The sequence below is a fragment of the Pseudoalteromonas sp. KAN5 genome, assembly GCF_022846535.1.
Taxonomy (GTDB): Bacteria; Pseudomonadota; Gammaproteobacteria; order Enterobacterales; family Alteromonadaceae; genus Pseudoalteromonas; species Pseudoalteromonas haloplanktis.
On record NZ_AP025589.1, the window covers coordinates 2,771,897 to 2,788,995 of the forward strand.

The 17,099-nt window shown below is 36.4% G+C and carries 15 protein-coding genes; all 15 read right to left on the reverse strand.

What is annotated here, in order from left to right:
• Positions 1-6: 6 nt before the first annotated feature.
• Complete coding sequence (locus KAN5_RS12295; RefSeq protein WP_244389816.1) at positions 7-441, reverse strand: low molecular weight protein-tyrosine-phosphatase; 435 nt, start codon at positions 439-441, stop codon at positions 7-9.
• Between the two features lie 8 nt (positions 442-449).
• Entirely contained in the window at positions 450-1,568 is a 1,119-nt protein-coding gene (locus tag KAN5_RS12300) for a polysaccharide export protein (RefSeq protein WP_244389817.1), read from the reverse strand.
• Positions 1,569-3,574: 2,006 nt separating this feature from the next.
• Positions 3,575-4,063: a transcription/translation regulatory transformer protein RfaH gene (gene rfaH / locus KAN5_RS12305; RefSeq protein ID WP_138555912.1), complete on the reverse strand. Its 489-nt coding sequence runs from the start codon at positions 4,061-4,063 to the stop codon at positions 3,575-3,577.
• A gap of 245 nt (positions 4,064-4,308) precedes the next feature.
• A complete protein-coding gene (locus KAN5_RS12310) occupies positions 4,309-5,715 on the reverse strand; it encodes an oligosaccharide flippase family protein (protein ID WP_244389818.1) in 1,407 nt (468 codons plus the stop codon).
• A gap of 79 nt (positions 5,716-5,794) precedes the next feature.
• Positions 5,795-6,838 carry a TDP-N-acetylfucosamine:lipid II N-acetylfucosaminyltransferase gene (locus KAN5_RS12315; RefSeq protein WP_244389819.1) on the reverse strand — a complete coding sequence of 348 codons (1,044 nt, stop codon included), beginning with the start codon at positions 6,836-6,838 and terminating at the stop codon, positions 5,795-5,797.
• On the reverse strand, positions 6,828-7,958 hold the full coding sequence (rffA, locus tag KAN5_RS12320) for a dTDP-4-amino-4,6-dideoxygalactose transaminase (RefSeq protein WP_244389820.1): 1,131 nt from the start codon (positions 7,956-7,958) through the stop codon (positions 6,828-6,830). Before rffA ends, KAN5_RS12315 begins: the two co-directional genes overlap by 11 nt.
• A 2-nt stretch (positions 7,959-7,960) precedes the next feature.
• A complete protein-coding gene (locus KAN5_RS12325; protein WP_244389821.1) occupies positions 7,961-8,659 on the reverse strand; it encodes a GNAT family N-acetyltransferase in 699 nt (232 codons plus the stop codon).
• Positions 8,659-9,534, reverse strand: a complete 876-nt coding sequence (gene rfbA / locus KAN5_RS12330; RefSeq protein ID WP_244389822.1) for a glucose-1-phosphate thymidylyltransferase RfbA — start codon at positions 9,532-9,534, stop codon at positions 8,659-8,661. The genes KAN5_RS12325 and rfbA overlap by 1 nt, the downstream gene beginning before the upstream one ends.
• A gap of 1 nt (position 9,535) precedes the next feature.
• Positions 9,536-10,636 (reverse strand): dTDP-glucose 4,6-dehydratase, encoded by a 1,101-nt coding sequence (gene rfbB, locus KAN5_RS12335; RefSeq protein ID WP_244389823.1) that lies wholly within the window; start codon positions 10,634-10,636, stop codon positions 9,536-9,538.
• 274 nt (positions 10,637-10,910) lie between these two features.
• A complete protein-coding gene (locus tag KAN5_RS12340; protein WP_244389824.1) occupies positions 10,911-11,942 on the reverse strand; it encodes a glycosyltransferase in 1,032 nt (343 codons plus the stop codon).
• Positions 11,939-13,048 carry a glycosyltransferase family 4 protein gene (locus tag KAN5_RS12345; protein WP_244389825.1) on the reverse strand — a complete coding sequence of 370 codons (1,110 nt, stop codon included), beginning with the start codon at positions 13,046-13,048 and terminating at the stop codon, positions 11,939-11,941. Before KAN5_RS12345 ends, KAN5_RS12340 begins: the two co-directional genes overlap by 4 nt.
• Complete coding sequence (locus KAN5_RS12350; protein ID WP_244389826.1) at positions 13,045-13,941, reverse strand: glycosyltransferase; 897 nt, start codon at positions 13,939-13,941, stop codon at positions 13,045-13,047. Before KAN5_RS12350 ends, KAN5_RS12345 begins: the two co-directional genes overlap by 4 nt.
• Positions 13,934-15,100, reverse strand: a complete 1,167-nt coding sequence (locus KAN5_RS12355) for an O-antigen ligase family protein (protein WP_244389827.1) — start codon at positions 15,098-15,100, stop codon at positions 13,934-13,936. Before KAN5_RS12355 ends, KAN5_RS12350 begins: the two co-directional genes overlap by 8 nt.
• 24 nt (positions 15,101-15,124) lie before the next feature.
• Positions 15,125-16,114, reverse strand: coding sequence for a sugar transferase (locus KAN5_RS12360; protein WP_244389828.1), 990 nt, complete (start codon positions 16,112-16,114; stop codon positions 15,125-15,127).
• On the reverse strand, positions 16,111-17,079 hold the full coding sequence (locus tag KAN5_RS12365) for a Wzz/FepE/Etk N-terminal domain-containing protein (RefSeq protein ID WP_244389829.1): 969 nt from the start codon (positions 17,077-17,079) through the stop codon (positions 16,111-16,113). The genes KAN5_RS12360 and KAN5_RS12365 overlap by 4 nt, the downstream gene beginning before the upstream one ends.
• Positions 17,080-17,099: the final 20 nt, after the last annotated feature.

The window sequence follows — 17,099 nt, forward strand, 5'->3', positions numbered from 1 at the left end:
CTATCCTTATAAATACTTTTGCCAAGCGCTACAGGCGCTGTCGATTAATGCATAAACGTGTTCAAACGCTTCTAAGCTTTGTCGGTATGGATCGGGGATTTCTTTATCACCTAACCATTTCCCTAGTAAAAACGTTTTACCTCGCGCCTCTGGGTAACGGCTGCACAAATCGGTTAAATGGCGGTGTTCCATAACTAAAATAACACTATTTTGTGCTACAAGGCTTGAGGTTAATTGCCGACCTTGGTGTTCGTCCATATTAATACCATGAGGGGCCGCTATTTGCTTTGCTGTAGCATCAGCAGGTTTACCTTCAAGTGCGGTTAACCCCGCTGAAGACACTTTAATGTTTTTACCTGCCAATTTACTTTTTAATACGTACTCTGCTGTTGGGCTGCGGCAAATGTTGCCTGCACACACCACTAAGATAGAATCAAACATCGTAATCCTTAGTTTGTTGCAGCTAGATCATCAATTGAATCAACCGTTGCGATAGACGGTAATAGTAAGCTTATTACACGGTTCCAACGAGCAAGTGGTGCTGAGGTTACATACACAATATCGTGCGGTTGTAATTCAAACTGCTCTGCCAATACTAAGGCAGCCACATTTTTTGCGTGCAATTGGTATACATCAGCAATCACACCGTCGGTTTCAAGGTTGCGCTTACGCAGTACAAATACCCCATTTGCATCGGCGGTATTTTCGTTTAAGCCACCCGAATTGCTTAATGCTTCGGCTAGGTTTAGGCCATAGCGGTTAATACCCACAGAGCCTGCACGTTTAACATCACCTAATACAAATACATTTTGTAGGTCATTACGATTTACATGCACTATGTCGCCGTGTTGTAGTAAACGGTTTTGCGAAATGTCACCGTGGGCATAAAAGTCATCAAGTTTAATCACTTCGGTTTTATCACCACGGGTAAAGGTAACTGTGCGCCAGTCGGCAGCTTCAGTTAAACCACCGGCTTGGTTTAAAGCGTCAATTAAAGTCAGTGGTACTTCGGTTACAGGGTAAACACCAGGGTTAGTTACTTCACCAGTTACGTAGGCTTTTTGGCTTCTAAAACCCACTACTTTGATATCGATTTGTGGGTCTTCAATCACTCGGCTTAGGCGTTTAACGAGTTCAGCATGTACTTGCTGTACAGTTTTACCTGCAGCTTGAATATTTGGTGCGTAGGCGTAAGTAATTGTGCCATCTGCTTGTACACGAAAACCATCAAATTCTGCGGTACGTTGTACTGCAGCGGGTATTGTTAGCTCTGGGTGATCCCATACGCCAATGGTGAGTACGTCACCTACTCCGAGTATATATTCGTAATTTTGGGTGTCTATGCCGTCAAGACTAGAAGGTGGCTTAACTTTTTTACGTGTTTGCTTTTGCTGATAAATTAAAGATGAATCAATAATTTGAATGTTTACTTTTTCAAGGTCTTGTTCAAGGTTTTTTGTTTGTTCACCCGATTCGATTCCTTCGAAATGGCTACCGGGGATGATTGTACAACCTGTCATTGTTAGCAACGTTAGTGATGCTACAAGTGTTTTACAGCTTAGCGCCATTGTTTATTCCCAAAATAATATTAAATTCTAAAACTTTCAGCTTATTTTAAATAAATTGCTGTTATTTTTTTGCTGGCTAATTAAAGCATGGCTACCCTTGCTTCGCAAGGTTGGCTGCACGTTTAGTGTGCAAGCGGTTAACTTTTTTGTAATCTTGGTTAAAGTTTCGGGCTTCGGGCTTCGGGCTTCGGGCTTCGGGCTTCGGGCTTCGGGCTTCGGGCTTCGGGCTTCGGGCTTCGGGCTTCGGGCTTCGGGCTTCGGGCTTCGGGCTTCGGGCTTATCAAGCATTCTTGATTGTTTTTATTTACTTGCCAAACATTTTCCCATTTAAGCGCGGCGCGTCTTAACCTTTTGTGAATAAGTCATTTAAGCTTTTTGCACAAAGAGAAGTGTATGAGAAAAGCCACGGGCTGCGGGTAACGAGTTTCTGGCTACGAATCCTAGCTCCTAACCTTTAATGGTTGTAGGAGAGCGCTTTAGCGCCGATGAGCTTTAACACATAACCAAAAACAATCACGGCTAAAGCCTGTTCCCACAAAAGCCAAAACACCTAGCCCCTAGTCACTTCCCTAGAACCTATCCCTTTAGGCACGCTTCCGCCCCTAGGTTGCAGTTCCTACGTACTGATAAATTAAGCTCAAATTTTTAGGTTCTAGGTTAATCAGTTTTAAAATTAAAGATGAAAGGTCAAACCTTTCGCGGCTAAAGCCGGCTCCTACGATAAATTTAAACCCTGTAGGAAATGGCTTTAGCCATGAATTTTATAAACAACGCGGCATTAAGCGCCATCTACACTTTAAAAACACAGGTGCTCGGTTTTAGGCTCTAGTTCCTAGTCACTTACCTAGAACCTATCCCTTTAGGCACGCTTCCGCCCCTAGGTTACAGTTCCTACGTTCTGATAAATTAAGCTCAAATTTTTAGGTTCTAGGTTAATCAGTTTTAAAATTAAAGATGAAAGGTCAAACCTTTCGCGGCTAAAGCCGGCTCCTACGATAAATTTAAACCCTGTAGGAAATGGCTTTAGCCATGAATTTTATAAAGCCCGAACTACAAAGTCATAAACCTAGGTTTTAGGCTCTAGATCCTAGTCACTTCCCTAGAACCTATCCCTTTAGGCACGCTTCCGCCCCTAGGTTGCAGTTCCTACGTACTGATAAATTAAGCTCAAATTTTTAGGTTCTAGGTTAATCAGTTTTAAAATTAAAGATGAAAGGTCAAACCTTTCGCGGCTAAAGCCGGCTCCTACGATAAATTTAAACCCTGTAGGAAATGGCTTTAGCCATGAATTTTATAAACAACACGGCATTAAGCGCCATCTACACTTTAAAACATAGGTGCTCGGTTTTAGGCTCTAGTTCCTAGTCACTTACCTAGCACCTATCCCTTTAGGCACGCTTCCGCCCCTAGGTTGCAGTTCCTACGTACTGATAAATTAAGCTCAAATTTTTAGGTTCTAGGTTAATCAGTTTTAAAATTAAAGATGAAAGGTCAAACCTTTCGCGGCTAAAGCCGGCTCCTACGATAAATTTAAACCCTGTAGGAAATGGCTTTAGCCATGAATTTTATAAACAACACGGCATTAAGCGCCATCTACACTTTAAAAACATAGGTGCTCGGTTTTAGGCTCTAGTTCCTAGTCACTTACCTAGCACCTATCCCTTTAGGCACGCTTCCGCCCCTAGGTTACAGTTCCTACGTACTGATAAATTAAGCTCAAATTTTTAGGTTCTAGGTTAATCAGTTTTAAAATTAAAGATGAAAGGTCAAACCTTTCGCGGCTAAAGCCAGCTCCTACGATAAATTTAAACCCTGTAGGAAATGGCTTTAGCCATGAATTTTATAAACAACGCGGCATTAAGCGCCATCTACACTTTAAAAACATAGGTGCTCGGTTTTAGGCTCTAGATCCTAGTCACTTACCTAGAACCTAGTACCTTTGTCTTCCTAGCACCTTTAACCTTTTACCTTTAAGCTTATAGCTTATAGCTTACAGCTTACAGCTATTATCCTACCTTCTTCACTTCGCGATTATCTACGCTCATTTCTATTTGTTGGTTAAGTAGATTTACTAACAAAATACTGCGCATATCGCCGTCTGGCTCTTTAAATATTGCCTGCACATCTTTGAACGAGCCATTATTTAGGTACACCAAATCACCAGACTGCGGTAAATTGCTGTCACATTGGTTTAGCTCAAAGTTCTTTAATTCGTTGATGAGTTGCTCAGGTACTATTTGGTAGGTCGCGCCATAAGTTACAAAACCGCTGATGCCACGAGTATTTTTTACCGCAGAAAAATTGCCAGTTGTTGCATTTAAGCGAACAAATAAGTAATTGGGAAATACTGCGGATTGCTTAAAAGTACGGCGACCTTTAATGAGTTGATGTTTTTCTAATTGCGGAAAAAACGCTTCAATCCCTTGGTTTTGCAAATTAATTTGAGCGCGAGCTTCTTGCTTTGATTTACAAAATAATAAGTACCAACTATCCATATCAATCCCTTTAATACTGACTTTACGCCTGCTAATTATTTTTATTCTGCCACAGACGGCGGGGATTATACGTGTTCAATTGCTATGGTGTCTATAAAAAACCCATTAAAAATTTTTCATGTTTAAAAGGGGGTTACTGAAGCTATTTAGGTAGTAGGAATGATAACTACGCAGCATAAAACTGTATCATTATTTATTTCGAACAAATACTGCTACTAACCAATTTAGCATGACTATAAAATGGATTACAACCTTGTCAATATTACACTCTTGATCTCTAAAATCTCTTGCTTAAAAGAAAAAAACACACTTATCATCATGCAAAGCCAAAAAACAAGTAATGAGGTAGTGTGGTCTTGGCCATAAATAGTGCTAATAGAAGCTCCAATTACAAGCAAGACCGTATAGCTATATAACTGCATTCTTGGAAAAGGCTTCCAAACATAAATAGAAAGCTCAGTCCTTAAAAACAAAAAGACCCAAAAAGAAATACATGTACTCACTGCCGCCCCTGAAGCACCCCAAATAGGAATAAACCACCAATTACCAAATAAATTTATAATAAAAGCAAATAAAGTGGCCAATAAAGAAAATTTTGTTCGACGAGTGACACCAATTCCTATAACTGTTGTTTCTGAAAGCGTATAAAGCAGTGGGAAGCCCAGACAAGAAATTAAAATCCACTGCACTGCTGAATAATTGCTTGGTAATATGAACGTTACTATCCACGAAAACAAACCCGCTAAGCAAAATAAAACAATAACAACCAATAATACATAGCGGTTAACTTTATATATTTTATCAAGATTCTCACCTGCAGCAGCCCATTTATATACCGTAGGCACCCAAACCGTTGAAAAAACACTCTGAATGATAGTTGCGGCAGTAGCAAAACTAACAGCAACTGAATACAACCCCAACTGTTCAAAATCAGATAGTTCTTTCAGTAATATTTTATCTGACGCCGTTAACCCCCAAAACGCCAGACCGCCAAAAATGAGCGGCGTGCCAAAGCTTAATAGACTTCTTAAGTAACTGTAATCAACTTTCTCTCTAAGCCCTGCAAGCCATTCTATTCTTGTATTCCATGCATATATAAAAAAAACAAGTAACGCCGCTGTTACATTCGCCAATACAAGGTTAGCGATGTTTTTACTCACGGAAAATAAGACATAACTCAAAATAATAATGATTAAAAGTAGCTTTGGAAGCAGCTGACTCATTGAATAAGCGATCCCCCGCTCATTCATTCGTAAAATGAGAGACAAAAATCGGGAAATAAAGGTTGATAAAACCATCAAAGCTACTAGCAGGCTAAGTAGCTGGCTGTCTACCTCAAACAACCAAAGTGAAATAATATTATTAAAACTAAGTAGTAAACATAAACTAACGATTAATAAAATTAAACCTGGTAACAATGCCGTTTTGAAAAGTGCAGGTCTGTTACTTACTTCATGAAATTCACGGACATACGATTGATCTAATCCTAAACTAAAAAATAGTGTACAAAACCCAACCACCACATTTAGCATAGCTATACGACCAATATCCTCTTGAGAAAAAAACCATGTGATAATTGGTAAGCTAATGAAACCTAAAAGTGCACCACCAACAGGCCCTAATGCAAATGATAATATTTTTTTAGGAGTCATAACTTTATATGTTTTATCATGTTTATATTAATTCCAAGCGAATGATCTAGGTGAATATCTGTAACGTTGATAGTTACACCTAATAATCAAATAACTGAGTGAGTTGCTTTTTATAATTTTCTAGAGAAAAATAAGCTTTTATGATTTCGACATTACCAGTTCCCTTTTGGTAATCTAAACTATTTAACGTCCCTATATCACCAACTTTAACATCTTTCTTCTCAAAAAATTGCCATTGTGTTGTGTCGCTGCGAATATATACAGTTTTATCAAGCCCTAATAAAGTAATTATATTCCCCATAGCTTGTTGGCGCTTGTGATTGAATAAAGCAATATCGATTGAACCTAAAAATAACAAGTAATCCTCAAATGACATAAACTCAGTAAAAGGCTTAAATTTATCACCAAACCACTTTTCACCTTGCGCTATTACCTGCTGAGCATATTCCTGCTGACCGTATGATAAAGGCGCAAAAATACATATATTTTCATTTTTAAACGGTAAGAGCTTTTCCAGAGCCTCGATATGGTTATTACTCGGATCGGCTGAGTTACCGAGCTGAATATTCACCGTCGATTTTGTACTTTCAGGTAATTCATATTCTTTATACAAATTACTCGTGTACATTAGACATTCATGATATGTACCTTTTGCTCCATACCACTTTCTTGCAAGAGCTATATCCCCATCTAGATACGTAACTAAATGCCCGAGGTTACTAATTACACGCCGTCTTAAAAACTCATTTACCTTTCCTTTAAGGGTTTTTGGAGCCGATTTATATGCATATAAATCGGCTCCCCATATCATCCAATAGCACTTTTTATGCAACCATGGCGTAAAAAATAAAACTTTCACAATGTTAAAATCGATTAAGCTATGTAGAATAACTTTATCAGCTCCATGCATTTTTATAATTAGTTCATAATGGTGTTTCAACTTCGAAAAAATTGACCCCCCTGACAAACGAACATTATCATTTTTTTTAAGCTTACTATCAGCCATACCAGATTTTAATAAAAAATCATGCTCTTCTGGATTAAAGTTATCATTAACAAAGTCAACAAATGGAGGTATAAATTTATCACATTCCGCTACATGTAATATCTTTTTATCCTTCAAGGAAAAACCCCTTCACTGACTCTATCACTTTCGCCTGCTCATCACTGCTCATTCCATAATATAGAGGTAAACGCACCAACTTGGTACTTTCAACCGATGTATGCAGGTCATAATCAATAAACTTACCAAACTGCTTACCAGCAGGGCTTGAGTGTAATGGTATGTAATGAAAAGGTGTAATAATATTACGGGCTTTCATAAAAGAGATAAACTTAGTTCTTTCCTCGTTCGACGCTAATTTTAAATAAAACATATGCGCATTATGCTCTAATTCATTTGGAATATATGGTAGCTGTTCTGGTTGCAGTACCTTACTAAACTCAGCGTAATAGTTATCCCATAATGACAAGCGAAAATCGTTGATTACGTTAGCTGACTCTAGTTGTGCATAAAGGTAAGCTGCCTGTAATTCACTAGGTAAAAAACTCGAGCCAATATCTTGCCATGTGTATTTATCAACTATACCGTGTAAAAATTGACTTCGATTGGTTCCTTTTTCACGAATAATTTCAGCTCGAGCAACTAATGCTGGATCATTTATTAATATTGCCCCACCCTCACCACCCGATGAGTAATTTTTAGTTTCATGAAAGCTATAGCAACCAATATGACCTATCGCACCTAACGCTTTTCCTTTATAAGTAGACATTACGCCTTGGGCTGCATCTTCTATTACCCAGAGCTCGTGTTTTTCAGCAATAGTTAATATAGTATCCATTTCACATGCCACCCCCGCGTAATGCACCGGAACTATAGCCCGAGTTTTAGCAGTTATTGCGGCTTCTATTAACGATTCGTCTATATTCATGGTATCCGGGCGAACATCAATAAAAATGATTTTTGCACCTCTTAGTACAAATGCATTAGCAGTAGATACAAATGTATATGAAGGCATGATCACCTCATCACCTTCTTTTATATCTATTAATATTGCCGCTAACTCCAATGCAGCCGTACATGAAGGAGTAAGCAATGCTTTAGATGTGTTAAAGTTTTCTTCTATCCACGCTTCGCATTTCTTTGAAAACTGGCCATCACCACATAACTTATCTGATTGGATAGCTTGCTCTATATATTTAAGCTCACTGCCAGTTTTAGGGGGAATATTAAAAGGGATCATTTTTAAACCTGTTTATAAAACCAATATGAAATATCAGCGATAGCAAAGCCAGCTTTGCTATATAAATTTGCGGCTGAAATATTACTTGTTTGTGTAGCAACCTTAATAGTCGTTGCTTTTTTGGCAGCACAATAGCCTTGAACTAATTCAAGTAACTTTTTACCAATTCCTTGACCTTGAAAGGGCTCTACAACACCTATCAGCCCAATAGTTGCTTCACCTTCCCGGATGCGGATAGTGACAAAACCGGAAATTGAGCCTTCACTTCTTAAAACTAAACAACAATCGTCAAATTTAGACAAAACGGCATTTTCCACCCACATTTGATAGAAATTATCTCTTTCTATTGAGGTAAACCATGGCTCTCTAAATCGGCTATTAACATATAAATCACTGACAATGAGTTTAAGCTCATCAATAGAGTCCTTTGTTGCTAAATAAGCCTCATAATCGGTTAATAAAGGAGACTTTGAAGTAACAAGTATTGCCTTTTTAAAAACCAGCTCTCCTTCTACAAAGCTAAACCCATGCCTATTTACCTTGTCTAAAAAGAGGGAATCCGCAGAGCCAACCTTTATAGTTGTCAGTGAATTTTTAGGCCAATCGTAGCTTGCAGTTTCAATAGCTGGTAACTCGAAGGAAAATATTCTCCGATTGAAAAACTGGCTATCCCATTCCCTAAGTGTGAAATTATTGTGCATTACTTTGATATTAAATCCATTAAATACTGGCCATAGCTATTTTTTAACATCGGCGTTGCTAACTCTTTTATGTGATGCTCTGTTAACCAGCCATTATTGAATCCGATTTCTTCTAAACAGGCTATTTTATAACCTTGGCGTTTTTCAATGGTTTCAACAAACTGTGCTGCTTCCAATAAGCTCTCGTGCGTACCGGTATCTAACCAAGCGAAACCACGACCCAGTATTTCGACATTTAGCTTATTTTGCTTTAAATACATTTCATTAAGGCAGGTAATTTCCAATTCATCACGATGAGAAGGTTCAACTTGTTTTGCCATAGCAACAACTGAGTTATCGTAAAAATAAAGCCCTGTTACAGCCAGGTTTGATTTTGGCTTAGTTGGTTTTTCTTCAATTGAAATTGCTTTTTGATTTTCATCAAATTCAACTACACCAAAACGTTCAGGATCTTTTACTTGATAGCCAAATACCGTGGCACCGTTGCCATTTTTGGCATTTTCAACTGCATGTTTCAATTTTGGTGTAAAGCCTTGGCCGTAAAATATATTATCACCGAGCACTAAGCAGACATCGTCATTACCAATAAACTCTTCGCCTAAAATAAAAGCTTGTGCTAAACCATCAGGGCTAGGCTGTGTGGTATAACTTAACTCAATACCAAATTGTGACCCATCACCCAATAAGCGTTTAAATGAGTCATTGTCTTCTGGTGTAGTAATAATTAATATTTCACGTATACCCGCTAGCATTAACACTGACAACGGATAATAGATCATCGGCTTATCATAAATTGGCAATAACTGTTTTGATACACCCATAGTGATAGGGTAAAGACGAGTACCAGAGCCTCCGGCTAGAATAATTCCTTTCATGTTACTTTCCTTGCGCTACTGAATCTATTTCGCCAAGACGTTCACGCTGATATGAACCATCTTGAACGTTCTGACACCAATCTTGATTATCTAAATACCATTGAACTGTTTTTCGAAGTCCTGTTTCAAAGGTTTCGACTGGCGTCCAACCTAAATCCTTTTGCATTTTACTAGAATCAATTGCATAACGGCGATCATGGCCTGGTCGATCAGCTACGAATGTAATTTGATCAGCATAATTAGTTTTTTTAGGTGCTAACTCATCTAAAATATTGCAAATTGTTTGCACTACTTCTATGTTCTGCTTTTCATTATGACCACCTATATTATAGGTTTCACCCACTTTACCTTCAGACACGACTTTATATAAAGCACGGGCGTGATCTTCAACATAAAGCCAATCGCGAATTTGATCACCTTTACCATAAACAGGTAATTCTTTACCTTCAAGCGCATTTAAAATCACTAATGGTATTAGCTTCTCAGGAAAGTGATAAGGGCCGTAGTTATTTGAGCAATTAGTAATGATCGTCGGAAAGCCGTAAGTACGCAGCCACGCACGCACTAAATGATCACTCGATGCTTTACTTGCTGAATATGGGCTACTTGGCGCATAAGGAGTTTGCTCGGTGAATAAAGGAAGATCTATAGTTTCATCCTTTTGTAGCTCATCTGGATGCGGTAAATCACCGTATACTTCATCTGTTGAAATATGATGAAATCTAAAAGACTCTTTTGCAGTGGCATCTAATGCGTTCCAGTACTCACGGGCAGCTTCTAATAAATTGTAGGTACCAACAATATTAGTTTGGATAAACTCCGCAGGCCCAGTTATTGATCGATCAACATGGCTCTCTGCCGCTAAATGCATAACAGCATCAGGTTTATGCTGTTTAAATACACGGTCGAGCTCTTTGCGATCGCAAATATCAACCTGCTCAAACGTATATCGTTCATCATCCGCAACAGGCTCAAGCGATTGAAGATTGCCTGCATAAGTCAATTTATCAAGATTAATAACAGAATCATTTGTACTGCTAATAACATAGCGAACAACAGCCGAGCCAATAAAACCAGCCCCACCTGTAACAAGAATTTTCACAATTAATCCTTTATTAATTTTAAAGTCAGAAATCAGGGTAGCATTTTTTAAATTATGCTACTGTGTCAAATAATATCTAGGTTCTTCAGTTTTCGGGTAAAAAGTTTAGCGGCTAAAGCCTGCTCCTACGTGCTTATATGGACTCCCCGTGTTTTGTCAACAACATAAATATACCCAAATAAGGTATAATTTCATCGTTCGAGCCAACCATAATCATATGAGTTTAATAAATGATGGAGCAAACCTTTGAAAAACGATTACAGACTACCTCGTATTAGCATAGCGAGCTAATGGCACTAACATACCTTTTAACGATTGGCTTTAAAGATAATTGGCTCACCATATCCTTTAAAATAAAAGCGTCAGCCTTTAAATATGCTTCAGATTCAATTGCTTTAATTAAAGAACAACTATCACCCACTGGATATATGATACACTGTTGATTTGTTATTCTTAAGATGTCCTCGTTGTAGCTCACACCTAAAATTTCTGCAGGTCCAGTTTGACAATTAGAAGTAATAACTGGGACTCCTAGCCCTAAAGCTTCTATTAGACAATTAGGATAACCTTCAAATTCGGAGGCTAAAAGTAAAGCCTTCGCATTTTTGATATAGGGGTACGGATTCGACAAGCGCCCCAAAAAGCAAACCCTTTCATCAACTCCCAGTTTTGAAGCTAATTTCTCTAGATTAACTTTTTCTTCACCATCACCTACAATTATTAATTTATGCTCCCCTTTTGCCGCTGAAATAGCATTTATTAATTGGTCAACCCTCTTTGAAGCAGTTAATCTCCCCACATATATAAAGTACTGACTGGTGGGTAACTCCACGTTTTCATTTGATAAACTTAAATATGCTTTAAAGTCATGAGGATTATGAATTAAACACACTTTAGGATTTTGAAATAACGCATTTGCCAAATCAAACATTTTAGATGAAATGCATATGATCATACCAGCTTTCCTATAAATATATTTTGCTATTTTAGAGGATCGATTAGTTGAGTTTATTTCTGAAATACTATGCACAACAACTTGGGTCTTGAAGGTAAAAAAGTAAGAAAAAAATATAGATAAGAAACTTGGAAAAAATAAGTGAGACTGCACAACTTGAGGCTTAAACTTAAATATTAAATATAACATCTTAAAAAATGCTATGAATCTCCAAAATACAGAGTCAGTATCCTTTAAATAAAAAGTATGAATACACAACTCTTGATATTTAGTTAACTCCATAGAAAGTGTATTAACAACAACTTCGGCTCCCCCACCAGACTTCGAGTTTGTAACAATTAATACTCTCATACACAATCAACTCTAGAGTAAATAGCTTGATATTTTTTCATCATAATACCAAAATCGAATCTCTGGCTAACTTGCTCAAACTGCTTAGTGGCAATGAGAACTCTCAACTCTGTATCTTCAAAAATATTTTCTAATAAAGTACATAGTTCTGGTTCATCACCGAAAAGAACATGGTTTTGAATTTCCTGAGATACAATTAGCCTATGCGCAGGAATATCTGAAATTAAAAACGGTAGTTGCAATGCATTAGCTTCTAAAACAGAAATAGGCAAACCTTCTTCTCTTGATAAAGATAAGAATAAATCAGCCTCCCTCAATACAGAGTTTACATCCTCAACCTTACCTAGAAAGTTTATTTTAAAATACATTCCAGATAAAGATTCAACTTGCAACTTTAAATGCTCACTTTCTATGGCACCAGCAATATTCAATTCAATCACTACGCCTTCTAAGATTATTGATTTTTCGATAGTTTCTTTCAATTTATTAAGTCTATCATAACCTTTTCTAAGCTTTACATTACCAACACAAGCTATTTTCAACCTGTTTTTTTCTAGACTAAAAACTTTTTTAGGTACTAAACCTTTAAAATCGATACCATTTTCTATCACATGATACTTTTTTCCAAATACATTCTCAAATTTATCAATATCTTGTCTTGAAACCCCAACAATTTCGTCGGCATATCTATTAATCAAAAACTGGTGGACTCGACCAATCAATTTATTCTTAACTCCCCCTCCATAATAAAAAGAATAACTATTATGTATAACAACAATATACTTCCCTTTCTTTTTAACTTTTCTGCATAAGAATAACAGACCGAGGATTATATCAGCTCCTTTAAGCTGAGACTGTATACAGTCTGAATTTGATTTTTTTATAGCTGCAGGCAATCTGAATAAAGCACATAATAGAGCATATAAGCCAAAGAATGAATTTGTTATATATTTAAAGTTACGTCCAGACCAAAAGCCCTCCTGACTATTATTATGTTTCCATAATAACATTACTTCACTCTCAAATTGACTTGAATCAATCATCCGACGTAATAATATTTCTGCACCACCAACACCATCTGAATTTAAAATATGTAAAATTTTCAAGACTGACCTCTAAAAGTATTTACTATCGAAGTAAAAAAATTTCTGCAGTTAATAATAAAATTGTAAAAACAAGAGTGCTTCAAACTCAAGTATAATCCTCGATAAAACATAGATGTACCGAGCAAAGATAAAAGTAACCAAAAAGGAATTGGCTGCCTCCTATTAGCAAGGTCATTAAAAAGCCATATGTGAAACTTTCCTTCATATATACTTGCATGCTTTTGTAAAAATTGAATAGCTCCCTTAGAAGCATTTGATCGAGTGGTAATACTCTCACGGTTTGGAGCTACATCAACAAAATAAAGCTTATCACTTAACTTTAGTGAGCTTTTGCACGTTGTTCTTAAAATTCTTAGCCAACAGTCATAATCCTGCCACGCATTTAAAGCTTCATCGAACATTACAGCTTTGAGCGTTTCTATTCGAGTGAAAACTTGATTACCAACATAGTTCATTTTTATAAGGTCATTCTCTGTAATAATAAAAGACTTACCAGCCAAATTATTTGCGACTTCACCAATATAATCATAACTACCGCATATAAAAGAAAAGTCATCTGACCAGTTTGCCATATAAACCTCTAGACAATCAGGCTTCATTACATCGTCATCGTCTAGGCCTGTAATAAAATCTCCTTTTGCGAGACTTATTGCTCGATTTCTGGCATTACAGGCACCTAAAGGTTTTTCATTAAAAGTGTAAATTAATCGACAATCTTCTTTTGACACAGACTCTAACAGGGAAATTGACTTTTCACATAAGCCATCAAGTACTACTATCACTTCAATGTTTATATAAGTTTGATCTAAAACCGAACTTAGGGATCTACTGAGATCATTAGGTCGATAATGGGAAGGTATATACACACTTACTAAAGGTCTATTGTTAGACACGCTTATCACCAATATTAAATACAAATGGAACAACAAAAAACAAAATCCAATAAGGGTACACCCACATCTCATTGGATATTGACAGAAAACAAAAAATTATTATCAAATACCTATCAGCTCTCTTTTGAGTGTTAATCAACATATAGCTGAAACCAAATATTATTATAAAAAATATTAGTACACCATGATCTACAAGTAACGCCAGCCAACCATTATGTGGTTGTACATAGCGCATGCTTAGATCAAGCACACTCCTTACACCAGTGATACCGTAGCCTAAAAATGGTTTTTCATAGAAGCCATCTAAAGCTAGGCGCCACATAACTAACCTTTGCGTAAAGGTTGCTAGTTGCTCAAAAAGTGAGAAAGCTACGGCTGCTCCGAATAAAAGAAGAAAAACAACCCCAACATTAAAGAGCACTCTCACTTTAAGCTTAATAAATAGCAGTCTAATTAATAGAAATGAGCTGATTAATAAAACAGTCTTAGAGCCAGAAGCAAAAAGAGTAATTAAACAAACTAACAATAAAACCCTGTTTAATATTGTTTTTTTTATATTCACAATAACGTAAATAGTAAAAACCATTAATAGTGAAGTATAATTTGGGTCATGTGCATAACCTGATGGCCTCACCCCCAATAATGATAATTCATCTTGAAAAGCTTCACCTGATGAACCTGCTGAAACAAATGGCAAATCTCCAGTAACCGCCTGATATAAACAGGAAAAAGACAAAAACAAACTAGAATATAAAACAGCGTATATTAAAACTTTGTTATTTAAATATTTTTTATTTAAAAAAAGATAAAATGCTATCATAAAATTATAGGAATATAAAATGACGACATTTTTATATACAGTAACATTTTTATCTAAATCAGAAAAAAACCAAGCAAGCTGATTCTGAGCTAATATCAAAGCAAAAAATAAAATTAATAAAATAGCACGACTAGGTATCATCCAATTATTAAATTTAGCCTTAACTAGAAAAGCAAGAATTAAACTCGAGAGAAAAATAGGAAAAACTATAAACCGGATATCAAAACCAAAGGAAAAGGTTCTATTATAGATAGAGAAAACTAATACGCTAATAAATATGGTGCTTAACAGTCTATTTAAGCCTGATTTATTTATTCTGTCGGTTTCATGAAGCTGCATTTATTGATTTATTCCTGCATGGGGCTAACGCCCCATACCAAAAAGTACAACCTTCACTGTTTTTAATAGAATCTTGAAATCAAGCAAAGTGCTATGGTGCTTTATGTAATGTATATCATAACGATGCTTCCACATTGCATCATCCAATGAAGCTCCATACGGGTAACTGACCTGTGCTAATCCTGTAATTCCTGGCTTGACAGCATGACGAAAGCGGTAATATGGAATTTGCTTTTCTAATTCACAAATAAAAACTTCTCGTTCAGGTCTAGGACCAATAATTGACATATCCCCCTGTAAAATATTAATAATTTGAGGTAATTCATCTATTCTTGTTTTTCTGATGAAACTTCCCACTTTGGTTACTCTATCATCATTTTCTTTTGCCCATTGAGCACCACCGGCTTCTGCATCGGTGTACATAGAGCGAAATTTAACCACATTAAATTCTTCGTTAAATAGCCCCACTCTCTTTTGCTTATAAAAAATAGGACCTTTGCTTTCTAGCTTAATAAAAATTGCAGCTAGCAGTGCTATAGGGAATGTCAAAATTATTAACAATATAGAAAAAGCAATATCAATAACTCTTTTAGCTATTTCAGTTCTTTTTGTTGAAAGTATAGAAAAAGCTTTTTGGTGCAAAAAATAACCACTTGATAATAAGTTAATTTCCGTATAACCAAGCCTTGCATCTAGGTAGCTCACAAGAGGCTCAACCCAAGCACCCGCTTCAGTTGCTGCAACAAGAAATTCTTTGCTTTCAGCACTTAGAACTCTGCTATCGTAATGGCAGATTACTGTACGTGTTAAATCTCTGATGGAATAATCATTAATAATCACCTCAAACGGGTAAGCCTTTGATAATTTATATATTTCTTCTTGCTTATCTGGAGGACAATAAATATAGATTACAGATTGTTTTAACACCTGATTACGGCTGCGAAACCGTTTTCTTATACGAAGTTCGTTTAAAGATAACAACTTTTCTTTATTTGAGTTGCTTTCAGTATTCATGATATTGCAACCTTTTCATTACCCTTAAATGCGTAAAAATGGACTAAAACCAAAGTAACAGACAATATTAAACCAACAAAAAACCCTAATACAGAAAAAACAGCTCTATTTGGAGAGTACTTTTTTTCAGGAACTATAGCTGGATCAACTGTTTTAAATATGTACTCATTTCTAACCTCTGCAAACATAATCGTTTTAGCTTGTTCTTCTATTAGCTTATAAAGGATTTTTTGTATATCTGTTACATTAGTCTGTTCAATTTGTTTTTTTAAAAAATCTGTACTTTGCATAGCTTCGTTCACATCTCGGGTTTTCATTTCTTTATTTATATCTTGCACAATTAAAGACACCCACTTTTGTGCGATATGTGGAGAAAGATGCTTCACTGAAATGATAAACATTCCCGCTTCTTTGGATTTTTCAATCGAAACTGATTTACTAAAAATACGATATGCTTCTTGTTGTGAAGGTTGCTTACTCAATTCGCCAGTACTGACCCACTTTTTATTCTCAGGATTAAATAAGCTTCTATCATATTCGAGAGTATTTGAAGGTTCATCCCATGCAGCAGCGGCCATAAGTTCAGGTAATATCTTATGCCTTTTAATGAAATTACGAGAAAACTGTTTTGACTTAATAACAGCAATTGCTAATTCAACCTTATTTACACCATTATTTGCTGCTAAGTTAATTCCTGCTAAGCTCGCCATTCCACCGAATTGACCAGCCAGAGCAGCCAGACCGCCACTCTGCTCGCTTTCAGCGGGAGCAAGCAGTGCTTCGGATTTATAAATATTAGGCAAATTGATAGAATATATCACTGCGGTAACTGAAAAGATAAATGTAATCAGAAGAATAAGCAGCTTTTTTTTCCAAAGAATAGTTAAAAGCTCACGCATATCTATATCATCATGCATAGTATTATTATGATTATTTTGCTCAGACAAGCCAGTATAATTATTCATAAGTATTACGTCTCAATTTA

Coding starts and splice junctions, on each gene's coding strand:
- KAN5_RS12295 (WP_244389816.1), bottom strand. CDS start 441: ATGTTTGATTCTATCTTAGTGGTGTGTGCAGGCAACATTTGCCGCAGC.
- KAN5_RS12300 (WP_244389817.1), bottom strand. CDS start 1,568: ATGGCGCTAAGCTGTAAAACACTTGTAGCATCACTAACGTTGCTAACA.
- rfaH (WP_138555912.1), bottom strand. CDS start 4,063: ATGGATAGTTGGTACTTATTATTTTGTAAATCAAAGCAAGAAGCTCGC.
- KAN5_RS12310 (WP_244389818.1), bottom strand. CDS start 5,715: ATGACTCCTAAAAAAATATTATCATTTGCATTAGGGCCTGTTGGTGGT.
- rffA (WP_244389820.1), bottom strand. CDS start 7,958: ATGATCCCTTTTAATATTCCCCCTAAAACTGGCAGTGAGCTTAAATAT.
- KAN5_RS12325 (WP_244389821.1), bottom strand. CDS start 8,659: ATGCACAATAATTTCACACTTAGGGAATGGGATAGCCAGTTTTTCAAT.
- rfbA (WP_244389822.1), bottom strand. CDS start 9,534: ATGAAAGGAATTATTCTAGCCGGAGGCTCTGGTACTCGTCTTTACCCT.
- KAN5_RS12340 (WP_244389824.1), bottom strand. CDS start 11,942: ATGAGAGTATTAATTGTTACAAACTCGAAGTCTGGTGGGGGAGCCGAA.
- KAN5_RS12355 (WP_244389827.1), bottom strand. CDS start 15,100: ATGCAGCTTCATGAAACCGACAGAATAAATAAATCAGGCTTAAATAGA.
- KAN5_RS12360 (WP_244389828.1), bottom strand. CDS start 16,114: ATGAATACTGAAAGCAACTCAAATAAAGAAAAGTTGTTATCTTTAAAC.
- KAN5_RS12365 (WP_244389829.1), bottom strand. CDS start 17,079: ATGAATAATTATACTGGCTTGTCTGAGCAAAATAATCATAATAATACT.